Here is a 22088-nt window from a genome sequence, read left to right as displayed (position 1 = left end):
GTTACACCGGATAGATTCGTTTCAGGAACGGGTTGATCATGACTCGACCACGAGCAGGCATGACGCCGTAGTGATAGAGCGCGTGCATGAGAAATCCATTGGGCATGGAGTCTCGGTACTTGGAGTAGGCTTTGGCCATGACAATACCGACCACTGTAAAGATGAGGGCCATGTCTAGGACCATGCCAATCAATAGACCCATAATCACTGGCAAGATCTGATCGAGCGACCACAAAAGAAGGTGCGGCGGATCATCACAGCGGCTAGGTATGTCGATTTCTGGGTGCATGAATAACTCGTCCTACGTTTTGCTTGAGTTAATAATTACCCACTTGAAAATGATTTATCGCGACATCTCTGCCCAAAAGGGGCAGAGACGCGAAGAAAGTTGTTTTTTTTTAAATTCTTTTCTGGAAGTTACCCATAGCAAGGCCTAGAGCAATGCAAACAATGGTAATTACGAGAGGGATAATGACGGGATCGAGTAATATCGGCGCTACAAACAGTCCAATGACGATAAATATGGCGTATTTTATGACCGCGAGGGAATAGGAATGAATAATGGGGCTTGAATAGTTAAAATTAGATCGCTTGATGCGCCAGGAGGTGAATCCATCATAGAAGGCGGGAAAGAGTAGGACAAAGAAATACGGGAGCCAGCTTTCCATCAGTGACCAGCGCACCATGGTTTGATAATAGGCGCTGGCGAAGGCTCTCAATCGGTTGTCGACGTAAACAAACCATGGGTCAGAGCTTGCGCGAAAAACATCGCCGTCCTCGGGCGTATTATCTTCAGCCGGCATCAAGAACTGATAGACGGAGGCATAAAAGCCGGAATCGATTAAATGTCGGTTGTAGTAGCCGTTGGCGCGATGACTAATTTCGTCGTAGGCGTCTTCCCCTAACCTCGATGACATCAACGCGGACTCCTCTTGGATCACTCGCTGTGTGTAGTCACCGGGAATGATGGTCAAAATCACAATCGACTCAAAGAGGAGTATAAAGAGTAAAAACGTGAGGCCACCGCGATCACGCATGTCGAAGCTCCGCGGATTGTAAATAGAGGCGATGTAGAGATCGACCAAAGGTCAAGCTAATTAGGTGTTGGGTCGATAAGTACGTATCAGTAAATGCAAGACCTCCGATTGTTATTGATCGGTGGTATTGTAGGTATTGACTAAGCGAATCAGCGATCGACGAAACCAAGGCGCTAAGAAACGTCTGTGCATGACCTTTTGGAGTCGAAACGGTTTGATGATCAAGTTGATAGAGCTGAGCGGCTCGAGAAATAATTTGTATCGAGAGCGGCTCTTGGTCGCTTGAGGTGCGAAGCTCTAAAGGGAGTGCGGTGAAGACATTATCTATGACGACCCCGATTGTTGGCCACCAGCCCTGAGCGAGCGAAATGGTCGTTTTGGTTGATTTATTTAGCATTAGTCGGTCACTGTTCATTGTGATTTTCTCGGTTAATTACTGACTAGGATAGGGAAACGACCCTTTAGAATTTTCCCGCCTGAAATCTTGGCGATGTACTCAAGATTCGGTAAGGTGCCGAGAAGTTGAGCGGGGAAAAGATCCGCCTCCTCCTCAGACATGCGCTCTCCCATGCTTGAAGAGTGGGAATGTGGGGCATCCCCTTTTGATGAGGAGCTTTGGCTTCGGATGACGGTTTTAACGATGGTCTTAGGGAGGTTATCGACGACAAACTTCTGGGTCTCGGAATCGATCACGCGCATGGAAATCAAATTATTGAGGTTGCCGAGCATTTGGTAGGCTAGCGCCCGGTTTCCAAGGCGAGCTTCCGCGTCGGAGATAGTCTGCATAAATAAGGTGGTGACCATCGCGCTTCCACGCCCTTTGTTGAGTAGCTGGATCAAAGGCATATTAATTACCTCCCCGGCCTCGTCGACAAAAATATTCAACTTCTTTTCGGTGTTGTTCATGTTGTAGCGTGTCCCCGCTTCACTGGCGATCTGGCTCAAAATAATGGAACCGAGCGATGAGGCGACGACGGCATCGGTCAATGAGCTCAAGCCGACATAGAGGACCTTATTATTCTCAATCATTCGCTTAGCGGTCAGAATTGGTCGATGGTCTTGTTGATCGTTGTAGTCCGGTGATAACAATTCGTTCATGGTGTTCGCTGTCAGCATATTGAGGATGGGGATGAGGTTGGAAATCATCTTGCCAAAATGCGCTGCATCGTGGGTAAACATACTGATCAAGCCGTCAATTTCCGGCGATGGATACTCGGGTTCAACTTCCTCTTTGTACATAATAATGAGGGACTTAGCCTGGCCGGTTAGGGTATCTTTTTTTGCTTCAGCAATGGCCTTAGCCACCAAGTTTGAGCCTCGCTGGGGGAAACATTTGATGGTATAGGCTTCGATCGCCTTGACAACAATGCCATCGGCGCCGGTTTCAATGTAATGTTTTAGGTCGCGCAAGGTGGGGCGTTGATAGCAAATCGATAGCCCTTGGGCGATGTCGTTGACGGCCTTCCACGCGAACGCTTTAAAGGGGTCACCACCACCTTCTGATGGGATCAAGGAGGCGATACGCGAAGCGATTTCAGTGACTCGGCTGTATTGAAGTAAATCAAAGCGGCAACTTTGAGTGGGAAAATCAGGATGAAAAAAATGGAAGTCATCCTCTCTCCCTAAATCACGACAGGCGCGCTTCATGTTGGCAAGCGCCTCCTGATCGGATTTCGGATCGATGAGAATAACGGACTCCCCACGAGCAATTGCTTGGGAGACCAACAGGTCGGAAAGGCGAGTCTTGCCTGCCCCGGTCGTGCCAAGCACCAGCATCATGCCGGCGGTATGGACTAATGATTGGTGAAGGTCTGTCTCTTTAGGCTCTAAGCCATGTATCCACTTATAGCCCAGGGCATGATCGTCTTTGAGTGTCTTATGACTATTGTCCACGACATCTGACATACTGCGCTTGGTGATTTCATAGGCCCTTTGTGCGTGTTTTTGCTCCCATACGAAACCGCGGCCAAGCCACAGTTGACCTTTGTTTTTCTTACGCGATATTTTTGTTAACAGTGCAGTAAGCTTCGTAAACTCCAAAGGCCGACCTTTCAGATTTCGTTGAAGCTGATGAAGCCGATACGCTGAGGGCAAGCGAATGCTCGCCATAAGTATGGCGATGGCAGAGACCCAGAGTACGGGGCCGACGGGCATCGATGTCAGCTGCGCTGCACCAAAGGCGACAAAGGCTGCGATAACCCAAATAGCAACAGCCTGTGACTCATAGTTAGGTCGCCACGGGTTCTCGTAATCAAACTGATCATCCTTCATGAGCAAGCTCCTGTGTGATTTCGTCGTCGGAAACGTTAATAGCCTCGCCCTCACCGTTTATGAAACTGCGATGAATAAGGTACTTTTTAAGTTGGCCAGGCTTAATGCTGTTATAGGTGGCTGCACGCTGTAACAACGAGCTAAACGCGTCTGGGTCGAAGATAAATGGGTGGCCCGGTTTAATCTCAGGGTCAGCCTTTCTTAATTGTCGATAGAGTCGTAGTGTTGAGTTAACGAGTTGATCGGTAAGGTCAGTATCAACCACTCGAGCGCCAGGCATTCTCGGTACCATGGAGACATCGAGGTGACGTTTTAAAATTTTGGCGTTAAGTTTTACGACGTCGACGTTCTTGACTTTCGTCACGACTTCTCGGAGTGAGATAGGTTGGTTGGGTTTAGGGTTGTCGTGACGAACGAAGCTCTCGCGAACTAATTTAGGCACCAATTTATGTGGGTCTAGGCCTAAGCACTGAAAGGTATCGAGCAGGAGTACGTACTGTTTGGCGTCGTTAGGGCTTTGGTAAATGGAATCGTTGCCCAATTGAAAGTAGTCCAGTATCTCGAGATATTTAACCATGGTCGGGGACGCCTTTTGTTCAAGAATCGCATCATCTTTAAGGGTGGAGGGCGAAGGATGTGGTTTGGATGATTTAGGTTGAACGGATGGCGAGGCCTTCGCGGACTTGGTTTTTGTTTTTGTCTTAGGTTTGGATTTGGATAACGTTTTAGGTATCGCCATTTGTATGTTGAGCTTTTCGGTGGTGCCGAAGGATGGTGCATCGGCAAACGCCTCATCAAAGACATTCACTTCGCCAGGCAGCGTCAGGTCATCAAACGCTTCTGCGACGGGGGTTTGAACGGCCTGTTGCACTTCATCTTGATTTGCCAAGGGGGGTGATGGCTGGTCTTGGTTGGATTCAGCACTGGCGTCATCTTGATCGATTAGCGCGCCCCACCCCACTTCGGAGGGTGAATCGCTAGACGTGGTGGGTTCAGCTTGGTCTTGAGTAGTGATGGCTGAGTGAGACGTCGAGGGTTCAGGCATTGATTCTGAAGCAGGTCGGTCGGTGTGCGTTGTATCTGAATTGGCGTTATCACCGGTCGCGGAGTCGTTGGTGACCTCCTCAAACGTGTCACCTTCCGCGGGGGGTGGTGTTAAGGAAGCAACCGTAGTCTCGGGCAGATTAGAGTTCTCATCGCTCGCATCATTGTTATTGGGCGGATAGATGTACTCGGCGTGCTTAATACGCAGCGATTCAATGGGGATCTTACCGCCAAGGGAAGCTGGGTAGATAACATGGTAGCGAGCGAACTCCTGCTTTTTATCGGATGCCCAGCCGAGCGCAACTTGGCGATCGATTAATATATCAGCAATGGAGTCTTTATTGCGTGGAACATTGTTAGCGTGTCGCTTTTCAAGGTACTTACCGAGTTCCTGCGACGCCATTCCCCAATTTATAAAGACGCCAGCTTGAAGCACCCAGAACATCGGAGAATCTTTACTGTTGGCTGGGTATCGTCGAGCTAAGGCTTGTAGTGCCTCTTGAACCACTCGATCGATCGGCACGCCAAAGGACATCAGTGAGCGCTCATTCTTATAGTGGTTGCTCTCTAGATCGATGCGGGTGGATTCGGCGTCGGCGTGCTCGACAATCTCTTTCATCGTTAAACTGTTGGGTTTGCCGATAAGTTGACTGAGAAGTGAAAAGTGAATCTCGTGGGTCAATATTCTCTCAATGTCGGGGGTAATGATGCGTTCAATACCGCGACCCGCGTGAATGTCGTGTCGGCCATAACGACCAATTCGCCAGGAGCAAAAGTAATGGGTTACGCCCTGAGATTTCGCCCAGTCGAACAGGGATGCCGCTGAGGGTAGCCAATCGACATCTTCGCTTTGATCGAACGAGGGGTGATTGTCAGGTCGAGAGATCCGCTCCGTTACATCGGGATGCGCGTAGACGCGAATGTCGGTAAACACCTTACCGACGTCATGGAGTAGTCCTGCGTAGAAAAGCGCGAGCAATCGTCGGTTGGTAACACTCTCTCGCTGGTCCGGTGTGGCATCCGCGCTCAGCTCGTGGCCGCCACCTGCTCTGAGTGAAAACAAGCCTACTTCCAAGGAATGACGAAATAATCCCATGGCACCTTGATGGTGTGTGTCTTCAGAAGCAGGAAGCAGCTGCACCAACTCGGCGTAGCGTGATAAGACCTCGTCGAGCAAGATGTCATGCTGGGGTTTGAATGGTAACAACTCGCGGATTTGCTTAATAATATCCTGTTGCTCACCAAGTATATATTCCGGCAAACACACGGGTAGTCCCCTCCCCCACGGCGGCCATCGTAGGTTTTCATCCCGTAATTGGTCTGGGGTTTGGGATTGGACAAAATGGGTAAACCGATCAGGGGGTGGTGAGCCCATACCTAACAGGCTAAATAACTTCTGAATCATCTAACGCTCTCCTGTTGGCGGATATTGTCGCAAGATCAGGGAGCAGTTATTCGGTTTACTCTGCCCGAAAAGGGCAGAGACACGCAGAAAATAATTAATTGTTTGGGGCAAGCTGATAAAAAAGGAGGTTGTATGTTGACAAGAAAATTATATCTACTGGCGAGTATCGGCTTAATGGGCTGTGCTTCGAGTGAACCGGCGCCAATCATTGAAGTCACGATGGTTCAGCGTGACTATGTAAATGAAAAGAGTGTCGATCGAGATGCCACCAGCACGTTCCAACCGAACGCGATTGCCGGGGCCGCGATCGCGGGAGAGGGTTACCGTCATGTTATCGCATTTAGGCGATCAACCCTTGCACCTGAAAAGACGGAGACACCGTTAGTGGCTGACACGGATTCACCGGCGACGGAATCGAATGCCGCTGAAGACAGCGAGGACGCATCGGACAGCACCGAACATAACATCGACGCTATCGACACCCATCAGGACTCCGATGAAGCGAGTGCTTCAACCAACCAGGATGCCCCGTGTGGTGAAGCGTCGTTACGTGACGAATCCATGTACTCGGACGGGTAACATGAGCTGTGAGATAGCCATACTTTGCGAGAAGCCCGTGCAGGGAAAAGCCATCGCATTAGCGCTATCTGATTCCGCGGTAAAACGCGGCAGTTCCTATCGCCTGTCTATTAATGGTTCGTCTGTGGTGGTGGTGTGGTCCATTGGTCATATCACCAGCTTAAGCGACCCCGAGGCCTACTCTGAAAAGTACAAACGATGGCGCCTCGAAGACCTGCCTATCATCCCTAGATTGTCGCAAATCAAGCGGGAAGTGAATCCTAAACAATTCAAACACCTGCAGTATGTAGTGAAGATACTTGAAGGCGCTGGCCGTATTCTGGTGGCGACCGATCGTGACCGCGAAGGTGAGTTAATTGCTCGAGAGATTCTATCGCGGTGTAATCTATCTGATTCAACCCAGTTGTTTCGGGTGCCTATCAACGCTTTGGATGATGTGTCAATTCGCTCAGCGTTCAAACATCTTACGCCGCACCAATTGGAAAATCGACAAGCGAGCTGCGCGCAAATGCGAGCGATCGCAGATTGGCTGTTGGGATTAAATTTAACGCGACTATATTCACTCGTTCACGGGGATAACATCACTGGGAACAGCACCATTCACATCGGGCGCGTGTCGACCCCTACCTTGTATCTGGTCTGGCTGCGTGAAGCGGCAATTAGCGCTTTTGTGCCGCACTGGATCTATCAGGTAAAAGCGACGTTTGGCGTTGGTCATCTTAGGTTGTCCGGGGAATGGGTTTGCCAAAGTGAAGAAGTTGATGATCGAGGCCGGTGCCTATCTCAGCGCGAACAGCAAACGGTGCTTCATCGTTGCACCGAAATTGGTACTGCGAGATTAGTTTCCCATGTCAGTGAAACCAAGCGCACGGGCGCACCACTTCCGTATGACCTGAATACGCTGCAATCAAAGGCTATTCATTCTATAGGGTGTACCGCGAAAGACGTTCAATCTTCTCTACAGTCTCTTTATGAACGACATGGACTCATTACATACCCAAGAACGGAAAGTCGATACCTCCCCTCTTCATCTAAGCGCACAGTGGGACTGACCGTTGAGGCAATACGTCGAGACGATGTGGGGGCGAAGCTGGCGGTCTTCGTATCGACTCAACAATTAGATCAGCGTGTTTTCGACGACCAAAAGGTACACGCGAATCACCACGCAATTATCCCGACATCAAAATCGATTGACCGTAGCGTATTATCGCCACTGGAAAACAAATTGTACGATTTAATTGCCAGGTCGTACCTGGCTCAATTCGCTCCACCGTGCATCGAAGAGCACTCACTGGTGACGCTATCCGTTGGTCATGAGCGATTCGAGTGCCATGACAAGCGAATCGGGCAAATCGGTTGGCGAGCGATCACCCAAGGCAAGTACGATGGGCGATTTACGTCGGCGTACAGTGCCGTCGATGAACGTTTAGACCTCAGCCACCTCGATGCGGGTGATACGATCACTCTACTTGCGTTGAACGCACACGACTATGAAACGTCTCCTCCTCGGGCCTATAGCGAAGGAAGTTTGCTTAGCGCGATGAAAAACTTGCCGCGTGAAAGTCTGAATGGTGACCATGATGCGATAAAGCAGCTCGCGGGTACCGGTGGCATTGGCACAGCAGCGACACGGGCGGAAATTGTGTTCAATTGCCTTCAAAGGGACTACCTAGTTCGCGATACTGGAACAAGTCGGTTGCAATTAACAGAGCGAGGTCGACAATTACTTCTTTTAGTTGACATAGCTATCAAATCACCCTTAGTGACTGCCTTATGGGAGAGCGATTTAGAATCAATCGAAATAGGCAGGATGAGTGAAGCGGATTTTTATAAAAAGGTCGCTAGCTGGGTGAGAGATATTGTCGAGAAATCACGTAACCATATTGACGCCAAGGATAGTGTTAATGTCCCTCGAATTAATTAGCCTTCAGCGATCGTTAGCCTGTGACGGCGAGCGGGTGAGAATTATTCACGACCTGGCGATGCGTGTGGTGAGCGATGAGTACCTACAAGAGTCGCTGTCGACGTTAGATATGTTGGTAAAGGCCTGGCAGTACGGCAGAGCGCCGGGTAGAAAGCACGATACTTTACGGGTAGGTTTTCACTTTAAGAACGGTAGAGTGTGCGAATTTGTGTGCGACTACATCTACCTTCCTGGTTCGGTGGTTAGGCTTTGTCGGGAATTATACGACCGAAGTTTAATGGTACCGAGGTCGGGGGTCTCGAGTGACTTTGTCTTAAAAGTTCACAAGAAAGATGGGTTGAAACTTGTACCGTTTAAGCGCTTTGATCAACGGGGTGATGAAGCGGTCAACAAGCACTTAGCTCAAGGCGAAACTGTGGTCAGCTTGCATAATTAAAAAAATGTGAGATGTTAGTTGTACGTCAAAGGAGGACGACAACATGAAAAAATTACTATTACTAATTATGATTTGCGGGACCTTTTTTGGTTGCGCGTCAAATGAAGTTCGCGAAGCGGTTCAAGCGGAAGAAGATTCGCGTGATATTCAGGCGCAGCGTAACGAGATGCTTGAAGAAGAAATTGATGAGTTGCCATCTTGGGTTATTGACATCCCTAAGCCTGACGCCGAGGGCGTCTACGCAATAGGCATGGGCGCATCCAGCAACCTCAACTCGTCGATGCGTAAAGCGCGACTTCAAGGACAGTTTGGTTTGGCGGAGCAATTTCAAAATGCACTCGTCGGTAGCGAGCGCCTTTACACCACAGATACCAACTCACAAACGGTCGAACGCTATGTAGCGCTGATTGATAAAATTGTCGATGAGGTTCAGGTGGTTGGCTTTGAGGTGGTGGATCAGGAAGTAAAGGCCGTCAATGGCCAGTTTACCACCTACGTATTAATGAAGCTCCCTTATGCTGAGTTCAATCGTTCGCTTCAGGCTCAACGTACCGATTCACTCGCGCAAGAAATGACCGATGCGTTTGATGACCTAGAGCGTCGATTAAGTGAGCGTCGTGAAGCTGCGCGAGAAGATGAGCGTCACGCGATGGAGGTATCGGGTCAACAGGTTGAGCAGCGCTTGGACTTGATCGGGGGTAATAGTGATTCGGTCAACAGCGTTACTGAGACCATTCCAGAAGCTTAAGGGTTACGGTTAACCTGGCTTAATCGAGTCAGGTTAACCACGTTAGACAGCCAGCACCCATCGACTGCACGCAGTCACTCACTCGTATTCGGCTGGACATCATCGTTCGTTTGATCGGCGCTGATGATCGTCAGAATTTCTTCGTAGGATGTTGCGTTAACACGCGCCGTTGTGGTGACTGAGATCACCGTAGTGAGTTCGTTATCAGAAAGCACTTCATTACCACTGACACGCACATCTGATTCATTGCCCTGCGCGATCTCAGTAATTGTTTCTATGGCGTTCTCAACAACGGGTACTGGTGCCTCGTCGTGGCTATTTTCCTCGGCGAGGGAGGGTAAGGTGACCATAACGGATAGGACCGCAAAGATGATTTTCATTGGTTGCTCCCTGTTTTGTTATAACTCCTAAATTAAAAATAACACGCGATGGCAAAAGTACGAAACTTCGATACCTTGCGTTTGAGCGTTTTCATGAGAGGATAATGGCGAGGAGATTAACTATGTTTAAAAGGATGTTACTAAAATTTCTGCTGAGTGCCCTACTCGTGAGCCTATCGACGCTAGGCTGGGGTGAATCGGTTCGATTATCGAAAACCATCGACTTCCCCACCTACATTTCAATCGAACAGGGTATTGAGATTGCTGAACGGCAAATTATGATTGAGGCAGGACGTCGCGCTGGGGCGGCAATTATTCGCCGGGATCTACTCGACGGCAATGCGTTGCGTTCGAGTGTCGACGTGTTTGCAAGTTCCGTTGTGACACTGAGTGATGTTGAACACCTGGTCATCGAGGGCAGCCCTCGGCAGCTTCAGGTCTCCGCTACGACTTCCGTCGACGATTCGATTTTAGAACAACAATTACAAATTCTTCAGGCCAACAGATCGCTATTAGCCGAGCTCGATGAGGTGTACGCAATGCGTAACGAAATTGAACAGCTCTCTGCGCCAGGTGGCGGTCTCATTCGACGTTTCAACGATGTAGAGTCCAGCTTCTCAAGCGCGCTAACCTTATCATCCTTGGATCGCTTGGCGGAAATGACGGAGATTCGTAAGGAGTTAGATCGTATTCGCCGGATCGCCGACTACCGACAGGTTGAACTGCTCGCACCTAACGACCCTCAGTACAGCGAAGGGGAAGTATCGATAACGATTACTTCGGTCGATCGTGTGGAAGGTGATTATCTCATTCAGGTTGGTGTGAGTGGTTTTAAGTTTAAGGTCGTTCAGGAAGACTACTTAGGCTACAACGCGGAGCGCTGTTTCAAAACGTTTGCTGTCGTGGATGTCGCCGGACAAGCTCAGTCGACAGAAGTGGGTAACGACTCCAGGGAGAGATCAAGCCAAAATCGTATCGCGATTGATGAACGTCTGGTGTTTAGGGTTAGCGCGAGTGATTTGTCTGGCGGGAGAGAACTTGAAACCAGCGCGATGCACGTTTTGATCGATCAGTGTGATAACGAGCCGCTTGCGATTCTCGAACGATTTGACTTAGGGATTTGACGATTAGGTCGTGATTTGATACAAAATAGCGTGTTTTGATACTAAAAAATGATGCTTTTAGTAGAATTTTTGTTAATAAGCTGTCATTAAGCTGTTATTAAGCTGTTAGCAACCATAACAATTCAGTTAAAAACCTGTAAAAATTGTAAAATTTTCGGTTGGCAGGCAAATGGTAACATGCTGGCAGGCAAATGGTAACATGTTGGCAGGCAAACGGTAACATGCTGGCAGGCAAATGGTAACATGTTGGCAGGTAAACGGTAACATGCTGGCAGGCAAATGGTAACATGAGGGTTTTTAACGAGTCTTGAACGCTGAAAGCCAGATCGAAAGCGGCCAGAAGACGTTCTGATAATCGCTCATTTTTCGCAGTATTGTTATAGAGTTTTTAAGGTTTATAGAGTCATAGTGCTTATAGCGTAAAAAAAAACGGGCTTCGCCCAACAATAACAACAATAGGCGGTAGTGAATTTGAGAGCACAGATTTTGCGACTATCTCAATCGGCCGATGAGCTAAACAGTTCGCTTGAATTTTTGAGGGGCCAGCAACAGAAAGTATCCGTGGTGATCGCGACGCGTTTGATCGAGATGGCGTTGGTGTCCGATGACCTGAGTGTGATGCGAGGTGTGTTAACAGAGCGACTTAAAGCCGAAGCAAAATCGATCACGGCTCCCGCCATCAGTAAATTTTTAAATGTGAAAGCGAATAGCGCGAAAGGCGTGGTGAGCACTGCTGAATGGGGCGTATGGATTCACGACATTGAAGCGCTGGCTAAAGTCAGCCATCGCCGGGGCGAGCACGGCGGGAGAAATGCAAATATCTATGAATTTAAGCTTTCACCAAGCGACGGAGAGCGCTTACAAGCGTTTATTTCATTAAAGGATGAGCCTACGAAATACACCTCAATACTTCGGTGCTTTGTGTTCCTGGGGGCGTTTAGTGGGACGATGAATCAGCTTTTCAGTTTATACGAGCAGTTTAAAAGTCAGTTTGATGATAATGAAGATCTGTCAATGAGTGAGAGAATCTTCAGGAGAACGATGAAAGAATTGACCGATGCTGGGTTCTTTCAAGTGAATGAAAACAGTGGGGCGTTCAAGTTTTTTATGAATGACACGATGCTTAACTCACTGGGCGCTAAGCGGAATACTGGCGCCGCCCTATCGCGGTTCAAGGAAGGCAGGCCGTTCCGTGTCGAGGACGATACGCGGTCAACGGTTCACCGAGATCTGCACCAAAGTCACTATCAGGTCGGCCTTTACAAGAACGACGATGGCATCAAAAGAACGGACCCCATATTCATTCCTCGTGGTCGTCAGGGATTGGTGGCTTGGATGGCGGCAAATTCAGGGGTTGGCGATCTCGGTGCCTGCTCACTTGATGACTTTAAACTCTCCACCATCTTAATCAGTCGGGTTCATCAAATGTATTTAGAGATGAAACGCAAAAATGATGCGATACCCGTTGAAACTCGGCTTAAGGAAGATGAGTTTGATAAACTTTATCGCGGTCACGCGACGCAATGGATTCAGATTAACCTCTCTGAATTAGCGAAAGCGTGTAACCAGACGGAACGAACGATTATGAAACGGTTGATCCGACTACGAGACTGCCGCATTTACTATCGAGAAGCGATGAATGAAGAAGTGACGAGTCGGTCGGTCATTCATGGGCAGGGCGATCCGTTTACTGAAATAAAGTCATACAGCGTCTTAGAGAATGTGACTGAATCAAAACGGGGTGAGGTCAGCTTTAGGGTCACATCGGATATTGCAGACCGAATCAAACATAGTTCAATGGATCTCATTCGTCTCACCAATTACCCGCAAGTGGTATTTAGTTGCGTGTTGACAGCACGAGGACTTATTAGTAATCAAGCGAGGGAAGCGAAAACGTTCCTACTGTCAGACTTTCAGTTCGCAGCGGTCCACCCGGAACGGTTAAGTTTTAGTGCGTTCCGCAAGGAGATCATCAGCCAATGTGTGCTCGAGGATAATATCTACGGCTTTAGAGCTGGGGGGTTTATCTTTAGTTTGATTGACTCCGAGGAGGCAGTCGACGAAATCATCGACAGCCAGGGCTATCGATTCGGACCTCAACCGAAACGTCGGCGCGAGACGGAGATGGTGATTCATATTCAAATCGACCCGACCGATCAAGTCTTAGGTGATAACGGATTCTTGACCCTTGGTAGGCGTCGCAGATTAATGCCCTCATCAAGCGATCTGGATGTCCCAACCAATTTAGAGCTCGCGCTGTAAGTTTTCACTTAGCCCCGGCATAGTCCGGTTTGGTACCCTTTTCAAAGTAGCTCGTCTTGCATTCTGGATAGTTAGAGCAAGACCAGTAGGTGACAGCGGCGCGTTGCTCGGTTTTTTTACTTCGCTTACGTATTAGGGGGGAGCCACAGTCTCGACAATCATAGTCAGGCGACGGGATAGCCGGTAAGCCATTGTTATCAAAGTAAGTCGTTTTGCACTTGGGGTAACCCGAACAACCCCACCAGTTTCGGTCATTTGTCTTGCGCTTGATAAGCGGCGACTCACACTCAGCACATTGATGCTTCTTAGAAAGCCCCTTCACGGCCTTTTTACCGCTATTGCGCGTAAACTTACAGTCTTCATTGTTACAGGCAAGGAAATCGCCGTATTCGCCCTTCCTGGGGACGAGAGAACCACTTTGGCATTCTGGGCAGGACTCATACAAATTCTCCGTTGAAATATTGAACTCGGTGTCGAAGCGCTTAAGCATCGCTTTTAACCATTGGCATTGTTTATCGAAAAATTGATCTCCGCGGAGTTTTCCTTCTGCAATCAAGGCAAGGCCCTGCTCCCAGATCGCGGTCTCAGAGGGGTCTGTTACTTCGCGGGGAAGTGCCTCGATGAGCGCTCGGCCGGCGTCCGTCGAGATGATGTTCTTTCCCGACGGTGAAATGAATGACCGCTTTTTAAGTAACTCAATAATCCCGGCTCGTGTTGCCTCGGTACCCAAACCATCGATCTCTCTGAGCGTCGCCTTAACGCTGCCGCTGGCCACCGTTTTAGAGATATTCGCCATGGCCGAAATTAATGTGCCCTCTGTGTATCGAGAAGGCTTTTTTGTTTGTTTTTTCAAAAGCTCTGTCTCGATGTTCTGACCGATCGCGCCCGGATTAACGGGCGAGAGTATCGCTTCGTCCTCGTTGGCTTCGTCTGACTCGCCTTCAGACCGAGTGAAGCGTTTCCAACCTTCCTCCGTAACACTTCGTCCGGTTGCTTTGAATGTCTCACTCGCACACTCAATTAAAATTGTCGTTTGTAAGTACGCGTGAGCCGGGTAAAACTGCGACGCAAAACGACGGCAAATCAGCCAATACACCTGTTTTTCAGCTTTTGAAAACTTGCTGACATCCGGGTTGTTGGCGGTCGGAATGATGGCGGTATGCGCCGTCACCTTCTTGTCGTTAAAGCATCGCGGTTTATCAGTGATCACTATAGCGTCCACGAGTGACTTAAAGTGTTCATTGATCTGTCCAATGGTGGCGAGGATTTCCTGCACTTCATCCAACTTATTCTCTTCAAGATACCCACAATCGGTTCGTGGATACGTCGTCGCTTGATGCTTCTCATAGAGCGATTGGGCGACATCCAAGGTTTCTTGAGCCCCCATCCCATACGCTTTTGAAGCGTGGGCTTGAAGCGCGGAGAGAGAATACGGTAAGGGTGCTAACTCCCGCTTAGGCGTTTGTTCGCATGAAGTGACAACAGCCGGTTGACCTTCGACCCGTTGAATCAGTGTGCTGGCAACGGATTGTTGAAGTAGCCGGCCATGCTCGTCGAGCTCAGATTCCGGTATTTGCCACTGGCTAGGGATGTCCGTCAGAGTGTCATCATCCAACGGGAACTGAAAGGTCGCCTTCACGCCAAAGTGATCAGTGGGCCTGAACGCTTCGACCTCACGGTCTCGCTTAACCACCAACGCTAAGGTCGGTGTCTGCACGCGACCAACGGAAAATAACTGCTGTGCGCCGCGTGCACGGGCAGCAATGGTCGCAGCGCGTGTGAGATTCATCCCAACCGTCCAATCGGCCTTGCGCCGCGCATCGGCGGATTGCGATAGGCCGAAGAACTCCCGGTTCGGGGACATGCTGGTCAACGCCTTCCGTATGCCCTTCTCGGTTAAGTCAATGAGCCAAAGTCGCTCTACCTGACCCGCGTACTTTGAATGTTCGATGATGTCATCGATAAGCAACTGCCCTTCTCGATCCGGGTCGCCAGCATTAACCACGGTGGTCGCACTCTTAATGAGACTGAGTACGACCTTCAATTGCTTGAGTGTTCCTTCCTTTGGGGAAAGTTGGAACGGATCTGGAAGTATTGGTAGTGTTTCGCGACGCCACGCCTTCAGCGCAGGGTCGTAACCTTCAGGCGGTAGTAACTCAAACAGGTGGCCGATTGCCCAGGTAACCACCCAGGCATCTCCCTGGATGAATCCCCCGCCCTGTCTTCCACCCCCAAGTGCCGCGGCGATCTTCTTAGCGAGGCTAGGCTTCTCTGCAATATAGACCTTCATCAGCTTACAGCATGGTTTAACAAACAATGCCTGGCATAAATGGCCAGGGGTAATCCCTTTGATTGTTCTTTTAGCTTTTTCAATTCCTCATCGGACAAGTAAACGGCGACCCGGTTATCTCGCTTCTCCTCCGGGGGTTTTTGCTTTCTACCTAGCGGCCGATCTTCGAGTAGTCGTGCGAGTTCACTTTGTTTTGGTGGTTCTGTGTGAAGGGCGGGAGACGGTCTACGCATACGCCAGTCCTCGCTTGAGGAAATTAGGCTGTCGCGCCAGCTCTAGCCGGTCCAGTAATTCGTCAGTAAGCGCTTCGATTTCTGCTTTCGCGGATGGGTCACGCCCCTCAATCACCGATTGGCCCGATGAAATACTACGGCGGTAGGCATCGCGATTGATGGTGCGCGAATGCAATAGCGAGAATTCACTTAGGCATTCTTTCACGAACTCCTTCGATTCCTTGTGTAAGACGGAGAGACGGTGTGGGGAACAGACGCTTAGGATTGCATAACAATCCAGCTTTTCATTGATCGTTTTAACTTCAGCAATCATCTCGTTGTGATAGATCGCGGCGTCAAGATCACTTTGGCTTGGTTGGATCGGGCTGACTAACACATCCGAGCACAGCGCCGCAGTACGTAACTCTTTTGAGTCTCTACCCCCCGTGTCAATCACGACGAGCTCGTAACGCTGTTTAAGATCGCGAACCGTTTGGACAATATTCCCTGTCTTCTGAATACAATGAACTGTGGGGTCGTGAAGCTCAGCCTCCCGGTAAGCGATCCACTTGGCTGCTGAGGATTGTGGGTCGGCGTCGATCAACAGAACATCGAATCCACGCGACGCGCAGGCGATGGCAAAGTTAAACGAGAGTGTCGATTTTCCCGTGCCGCCTTTGTTAATTCCAAATGTGCATACTTTTCCCATAACGGATCTCCAGAAGGTTTTGTTCAATAGTAAGTGGGAGAAGTTGGGTTTTCAGGGCTATCCCTGCCCAATAGGGGCAGAGCAAAGCATTTAGCAGGTTTTTTAATGTTTATTAGGGGTTAGGAAGTATTTTAAAGCATTTAGAATTGTTCAAAATGCTCGGGAATGCTTATCGATGCTTAAGAGTACTTAAGAGTGCTAAAGAAGCATTAGCTAGCATTTGAAAGGTTTATTAATTGTTGATAAGGCTTGAACATAAGCTGTCCAGATCGGTGCCTAACAGCATAAGTTGTCCAGATATTTAGCATAAGTTGGCCAAATATTTAGCATAAGCTGTCCAGATCGGTGCCTAACAGCATAAGTTGGCCAGATATTTAGCATAAGCTGTCCAGATCGGAGCACCTTGTCGGACTTTGCTAATTAGTATTTTCTTCTAATGGATGGTTAACGTCGAGATCCTCAATACCTGTGCCCTGAATCGTCGAATCAATGTCCAGAAAATCAGTTTGGCTTGGAGGGAAGACGTCAAAATGACCTGAGAGCCAATGCTGACGAACACCAAACCAATTCCTCAATTCCATGATCTTCAGGCACTTCTCGTAGGATAAGTCGTCAATGTGGTGCTCATGCATACTAATAAAGTCTGTGATCTCGTCAATTGCCGTTTGCAGGAATCGATCAATATGGAGGTTGGTGTTAAATTCATTGTGTGTAATGAGGTAGTTAATGGTTTCCGAGCGGGTTTTTATATCGACTTGATCAGGCCACGCGTCAAGATAAAGGTATTGGTGGGTATACTTCGGCAACAGGGACTTGGCGGCACGAATCATCGTGGATCGTTGTTTTTCGTTTTCAATGTTGTATTCAAACGAAATAATCGCATCGTTTAGCGCAAGCTTAGTCCTTAGCTGGTCAAGACGATAATTGTGTTCAGCATAAAAATCCGCAACACGTTGCTTATTGGTGTCGACCGTAAAGATAAAGGCCTGGGTTTTTGCTTGGAGTCGCCCATCATCAAGCGTTTTAAAGTTATCAGATTTTTTGATAGAGCTAATCAAATCGCTAACTGTTTCAGTAGATGCTAGAAAATTGGTTAAGTCATGAGCCAAATACTGAATGTTTTTTATTTTTGTGAAAGCGGTTTTGTAGCCAAGCACTTTGCGGGCTACCAGTGTTAGTATTAGGATTTCTTCATTAAAATTTAGAAGTGATATGTCCTCGTAATACCCTTCACATGCAGCCTTAGCTAGGCTGAGGGTGTAAGACATCTGGAAAATGTCCTTTTCGGGGTTGATAGCGCGATCGCCATACTGATCGATGGCTACTACAGCGTCGGTGGACGTAATACCCGTCAATGGATCGATACCGCGAATTTCTTCTTCACTTGCGGGGCGAAATTTAGTGGTGGTAAAGAAAACACGAATAAGCCCTTTGATAAAATCGTCCTTACGAATGTCAGTATTCTTAGTAGTTTTTACGAGTCGTCTTACCCCAGTGATTGAGTAAGTTCGCTTTTCCAGGGCATAGCTCTGCAGCTCTTTATTGCTCCAATCGAGCTTTGTCTTAGTACGACGAGAGGATTGGGCATCGTCATCCTTGATCGTCCAGCCATTCTTTTTTGCCTTGTCGATTACATCTCGAGCAAACTCAGCGTCAATGACAGACATGACAACTAGATCGCGCATGCGATAAATTCCCTCATCCGAGCCAGCCGTTGACTCTACGACGTAGCTATTTCTCCGATCAGATGCGTAAAGCCTTGGCGCTATTCGTGTTTTCCTTCGTGTGCGATGTGGCAATGCGTTGGCCATCTTAAACTCAGCTAATTGAGAGAACTTAAGCCTATCAACTTGATGAATTTTCATTAGCGCTCCAGAGATTTTGGCGTCAAATAACTCCTGTTGTTGGTTGGCTTGGGGGTTAAGGCCTGCATCCACTAAAGATGTAGGGAAAATATAGGTCCCGTATTTGTCGACCTCTATGATTTTTAGGGTCTTTAGCGTCGCGACGGTTTTACTAATCTGGGCAAGGGAGATTTTATACCCTATCGCGTCTGCGGCGTTGATCAATGTTGGGTTGTTGATTGTGGGTTCTTCTTTAAAGCAATGTACCATTAGCTCGACTACGCGAGTTAATGACTTCGGAAGTTTTTCTTGGGTGATTAACGCACGCAGACGGTTTCGCACAATTTCTCGATTGTTGGCGTCTTCAGAGGCTTGATAGATAGTTGTCTTCGTAAATAACCGGATGAGCTCAACATCACTGGGCGTTCTGCTAAACGAGTTCTCAATCTCATTGTATTGGATTAACGCGATGGCTTCCTTGTAATGCTTGCTTTTTGAAGTGACGCGATTATTGATAGGGTCGTTCGTTTCTATCGTGTCAATGAGGTCTTTTAGAGCAAGGGCCGTCTTAGTAGGCTGATAGTTAGGTCTTTCCCATAGCGATGTTAATTCGCTATTAAGCGCTTGGATATTGCCGGACATTTACTCATTCCTTACTTACGTTAATTAATTTCTTACTATCTTTATTATCTTTACTACAAATTGATGATTCGAGTATTTATAGGGGCTGTAGTCAATTTTGCCACCCTATTACCTCCGCGAGACACCCTATTATCTCCGAGGGTCACCCTATTACCTCCGCGAAGCACCCTATTACCTCCTCGAGACACCCTATTACCTCCTCGAGACACCCTATTACCTCCTCGAGACACCCTATTACCTCCTCGAGACACCCTATTACCTCCGCAGAATGGCTATTTTTGCGGGTAACCGACACAAATTGACTGGAATCAGGCAAATATTCCCAGTAGATGTAGGTCTATTGTCGTTCTTCTTGCCGTTTTTTGTTTTTTAAGGTCAAAAAAAGGAAATAGGGTGATTTTTTTTGTTTTTAACCTAGTAAAAATGGAAACCACCTACTGAAAAACGATTAAATATCACTTTATAGAGTCTGAAAATAACAATCAAGTCGCAATTAGGGGCGTAAAAACGGCACTCAGTCCCCCATAAAGCGAGGTTTCTGGTATAAAATTTGATGGTGAAAGCTTTTTTCTCTATTATCGAATAAAAACCTTCAGCTAAAAATAAATATTAACAACCTTAGAGAGTTATTCCAATGAGATTAAATCTAAAAGAATTATGTGGTAAGTGGCAAGGTGCTGTTTCCGTTGGTCAAAAACTGTTTAGCGCTTTGCGCGAGCGTAATGAACGACTGGCTCCAACCAGACATTACACCGGTAAAGCGCTTGAAAAAGCTTTAGGAGTAAGTCCTGCCACGATCTCGAGACTGGCCAAAGAGCACCCGGAAGTATTTTCTTCTTTAGGGGCGACGCGGCGATATGCAGACCCCAATCAACTTAATGAGATTCGTCGACTTCTCAAGAAGGAGGAATCCAACAGCAAGACATTAGTAGGATCGGTGTCTAACTACAAAGGCGGCGTTCATAAGTCTACCCTTACCTATAACTTAGGTGCGTACTTAGCGCATAAAGGCTACAAGGTACTCTTGATCGATATGGATGCTCAAGGAACGCTTTCACTATTATCGGGGTTGATGCCAGATGTAGATACGAGTGTTGAGGATTCGTTAACAGATCTTCTGGATACGAGGTCAGATGCGCTTATCGTAGAGGAGGACCTTGAAGGAGAGTTATTAAACCGAATTAAGAGTACGCATCTCGATAATATGGACATCATCCCCGCTGCGATGAGCTTATCTAAGTTGGAAACGTTCTTAAGCGTTGAAAAGTTCATGTGTGCAAATGGGACTCTTGATTACCCGGCCACTCATGTTCTTTTCAAGCTGCGCTATCTGATCAGCAAGATAGATGGCTATGATTTTGTATTGTTAGACGGTACACCGTCGGTTGGTACTTTGAATCAAAACATCTTTTGGGCCAGCGACTTTCAGATTGTACCGACACCTTGTATCGGCACTGATCTCGCATCAACGGTTCAATACTTGGCGTTATTGGGCGAGGCGCTTGATGAAGAACTTGAGGTTACGCCTGGGCTTGAATATGAAATGGGTCCATCTCAGTGCCACGTTCCTGTTAAGTATAACAATAAACCAAACGACAATTGCGAAATGTATCGGCAGGCAATCACAACAATGTTCGCAGAGAACTGTATGCACACGCCGATCGTGGAACACGAGCGAGTCATTCAAGCTGCTTCCACCGCTAGACGAAGCATCTTTGACTTCAACCGAACAAATGACGCGTTGCTGAATTATGCGTTAAACCCAAATCAACTGAAGAAAGCTGTAGAGAATTATGAAGAGGTGTTCGAGGAAGTGCTTCATAAGGTCGTCTACCCGCTGTTACCTGAGAAACGAGAGTATTTAATACAAGCAGGCTTTGGTGAGTATCTAACCGGCACAGAGGGGGTTGTTTAAATGGTTAAGGAAAGGGAAATTAAGCGGAGTTCTGGGTTGTTGGACTTAGATATATTGAAGGCTAAACCCACAGAAACCAAAAAGAATGAAACGAATTCAGAGGCAGGAGAGTCAATCACAGCGAAAGCAAATGCCAGAGCAAAAGCTAAGATGAGTGGTCTCGTGTCGGATACGAAAGAATTTGCAAAGCCAACCTTCGCGAGCGTAGATCTGGCCTCGATTTCAGAACCGACGAAACCTTATAAGTGTGCTGTCAAAGATATTTCCCCGGACGACGAAGACATTGTGGTCCCGGTAATCAACGCACGGGCGCAAGAGGGATTGCGCGAAGCGCCGGGCACCGCTGCCCTACTTGAAGAGCTAAAGCGCGATGGACAAACCGATCCCATCATTCTATCTAAGCGCGACGATGGAAAGCTTGAGTTAATTTCCGGTTCTCGTCGTCGGATGGCGATAAGCATTTGGAATGAGGAGTTGAAAGGGGACGGCGTATCCGAAAAAAAGACCGTAAGAGCGCTGGTCACGAATCGGCCTATGTCGCAAAAAGACGCACTACATCATGCCAATCGGGACGAGCGAAGCGTCAAAAAACTTACCATCCTTCAGAAGGCACTAGCGACCTATCGCTACAAATCGACCTACGGAATGACGATTTCCGACGCTTGCGAGTTCATGGGTGATTTCACGAGGCAAACGTATTCTCGGTACGAGAAGTTGATCGAGCTACTTGAGCAAAAGTCGGTTGAGGTTAATGGCAGCACAATATCGCTACAGGCCTTTTTGTGGCCGAAGCTCGACGAATCTCTGAGTGGTCGGGGTGCAGAGGATATTGCGCCCGTCTTAGAAAGCGCGATGTTAGAGAATGACAGTACAAGGTTAAAAGCGTTCATGGAGGTGGTGGAAAACGCACCGCCAGCGTCATTGAAAGCGGGGCCGCTCATCAAGGTGCTGAGTGCCGCGTCTGCTGAGAAAGCTTCGGCTCGATCGCTACGTAAGCCGTTCGATGGGGTGGCTGGGGTTAAGCTCACAAAGAATGCCAATCCAGGCAAGGAGAAGGATTGGACGATAAAGCTACAAGATAGCTCTACGGTTTCGGATGTGGCTGATAAGATCGAGGCACTTGCGGCGGCGATTAGGCGTGGAGACACACACTTCGGCTAACGATTGTGTAAAAGGAACGGATTAAGCCCGCCCTGCCCTCGCAGCGCGGGCTTTTCTTTGGGTGCCCCGTGGGGCACTCGGGGTTTTTTAGCTAAGAAACCCAGT

The 22088-nt window shown here is 48.2% G+C and carries 17 protein-coding genes; 9 read left to right on the top strand and 8 right to left on the bottom strand.

All coding sequences use genetic code 11. From position 1 onward, the window contains the following. Window position 1: 1 nt before the first annotated feature. The 4 genes from traL to mobH all read right to left on the bottom strand — a co-directional run bounded on the left by traL (window position 2) and on the right by mobH (window position 5757). Window positions 2-289 (bottom strand): type IV conjugative transfer system protein TraL, encoded by a 288-nt coding sequence (gene traL / locus Q0698_RS12630; RefSeq protein WP_298637040.1) that lies wholly within the window; start codon window positions 287-289, stop codon window positions 2-4. Between the two features lie 109 nt (window positions 290-398). Further along, window positions 399-1037, bottom strand: coding sequence for a DUF4400 domain-containing protein (locus Q0698_RS12625; protein WP_298637039.1), 639 nt, complete (start codon window positions 1035-1037; stop codon window positions 399-401). Window positions 1038-1466: 429 nt separating this feature from the next. Beyond that, complete coding sequence (gene traD / locus Q0698_RS12620) at window positions 1467-3308, bottom strand: conjugative transfer system coupling protein TraD (RefSeq protein WP_298637038.1); 1842 nt, start codon at window positions 3306-3308, stop codon at window positions 1467-1469. Beyond that, the gene (gene mobH / locus Q0698_RS12615; RefSeq protein WP_298637037.1) at window positions 3298-5757 is read right to left on the bottom strand and encodes a MobH family relaxase; all 2460 of its coding nucleotides are present in this window, start codon (window positions 5755-5757) and stop codon (window positions 3298-3300) included. Before mobH ends, traD begins: the two co-directional genes overlap by 11 nt. Window positions 5758-5889: 132 nt before the next feature. On the opposite strand from mobH, the gene Q0698_RS12610 reads away from it, so the two are divergent. Genes Q0698_RS12610 through Q0698_RS12595 form a run of 4 tightly spaced genes read left to right on the top strand, consistent with a single transcriptional unit; the run spans window position 5890 to window position 9444 of the window. Then, the gene (locus Q0698_RS12610; RefSeq protein ID WP_298637036.1) at window positions 5890-6336 is read left to right on the top strand and encodes a hypothetical protein; all 447 of its coding nucleotides are present in this window, start codon (window positions 5890-5892) and stop codon (window positions 6334-6336) included. Between the two features lies 1 nt (window position 6337). Beyond that, window positions 6338-8260 (top strand): DNA topoisomerase, encoded by a 1923-nt coding sequence (locus Q0698_RS12605; RefSeq protein ID WP_298637035.1) that lies wholly within the window; start codon window positions 6338-6340, stop codon window positions 8258-8260. Beyond that, window positions 8241-8696, top strand: coding sequence for a hypothetical protein (locus Q0698_RS12600; RefSeq protein ID WP_298637034.1), 456 nt, complete (start codon window positions 8241-8243; stop codon window positions 8694-8696). The genes Q0698_RS12605 and Q0698_RS12600 overlap by 20 nt, the downstream gene beginning before the upstream one ends. A 43-nt stretch (window positions 8697-8739) precedes the next feature. Continuing rightward, the gene (locus Q0698_RS12595; RefSeq protein WP_298637033.1) at window positions 8740-9444 is read left to right on the top strand and encodes a hypothetical protein; all 705 of its coding nucleotides are present in this window, start codon (window positions 8740-8742) and stop codon (window positions 9442-9444) included. 74 nt (window positions 9445-9518) lie between these two features. On the opposite strand, the gene Q0698_RS12590 is transcribed toward Q0698_RS12595, so the two are convergent. After that, window positions 9519-9824 carry a hypothetical protein gene (locus Q0698_RS12590; protein WP_298637032.1) on the bottom strand — a complete coding sequence of 102 codons (306 nt, stop codon included), beginning with the start codon at window positions 9822-9824 and terminating at the stop codon, window positions 9519-9521. Window positions 9825-9946: 122 nt separating this feature from the next. On the opposite strand from Q0698_RS12590, the gene Q0698_RS12585 reads away from it, so the two are divergent. Further along, window positions 9947-10948 (top strand): hypothetical protein, encoded by a 1002-nt coding sequence (locus tag Q0698_RS12585; protein WP_298637031.1) that lies wholly within the window; start codon window positions 9947-9949, stop codon window positions 10946-10948. Between the two features lie 471 nt (window positions 10949-11419). Beyond that, the gene (locus Q0698_RS12580; RefSeq protein ID WP_298637030.1) at window positions 11420-13210 is read left to right on the top strand and encodes a hypothetical protein; all 1791 of its coding nucleotides are present in this window, start codon (window positions 11420-11422) and stop codon (window positions 13208-13210) included. Window positions 13211-13214: 4 nt separating this feature from the next. Here the strand turns inward: Q0698_RS12580 and Q0698_RS12575 are convergent, their stop codons facing one another. The 3 genes from Q0698_RS12575 to Q0698_RS12565 form a co-directional block, all read right to left on the bottom strand. After that, window positions 13215-15500: a DNA topoisomerase 3 gene (locus Q0698_RS12575; protein ID WP_298637028.1), complete on the bottom strand. Its 2286-nt coding sequence runs from the start codon at window positions 15498-15500 to the stop codon at window positions 13215-13217. A 225-nt stretch (window positions 15501-15725) separates the two neighbouring features. Further along, window positions 15726-16421 (bottom strand): division plane positioning ATPase MipZ, encoded by a 696-nt coding sequence (locus tag Q0698_RS12570; protein WP_298637027.1) that lies wholly within the window; start codon window positions 16419-16421, stop codon window positions 15726-15728. Between the two features lie 416 nt (window positions 16422-16837). Beyond that, window positions 16838-18907, bottom strand: a complete 2070-nt coding sequence (locus Q0698_RS12565; protein WP_298637025.1) for a hypothetical protein — start codon at window positions 18905-18907, stop codon at window positions 16838-16840. Window positions 18908-19004: 97 nt separating this feature from the next. On the opposite strand from Q0698_RS12565, the gene Q0698_RS12560 reads away from it, so the two are divergent. The 3 genes from Q0698_RS12560 to Q0698_RS12550 all read left to right on the top strand — a co-directional run bounded on the left by Q0698_RS12560 (window position 19005) and on the right by Q0698_RS12550 (window position 21983). Further along, window positions 19005-19280 (top strand): hypothetical protein, encoded by a 276-nt coding sequence (locus Q0698_RS12560; protein ID WP_298637024.1) that lies wholly within the window; start codon window positions 19005-19007, stop codon window positions 19278-19280. A gap of 261 nt (window positions 19281-19541) precedes the next feature. Beyond that, window positions 19542-20822 (top strand): ParA family protein, encoded by a 1281-nt coding sequence (locus Q0698_RS12555; RefSeq protein WP_298637023.1) that lies wholly within the window; start codon window positions 19542-19544, stop codon window positions 20820-20822. Further along, a complete protein-coding gene (locus tag Q0698_RS12550; protein WP_298637022.1) occupies window positions 20823-21983 on the top strand; it encodes a ParB N-terminal domain-containing protein in 1161 nt (386 codons plus the stop codon). The last annotated feature ends 105 nt before the right edge of the window (window positions 21984-22088 follow it).

The sequence above is a fragment of the uncultured Umboniibacter sp. genome (assembly GCF_947497555.1).
In the GTDB taxonomy this organism is placed as follows: domain Bacteria; phylum Pseudomonadota; class Gammaproteobacteria; order Pseudomonadales; family DSM-25080; genus Umboniibacter.
This window is presented reverse-complemented; position numbering and strand designations above follow the sequence as displayed.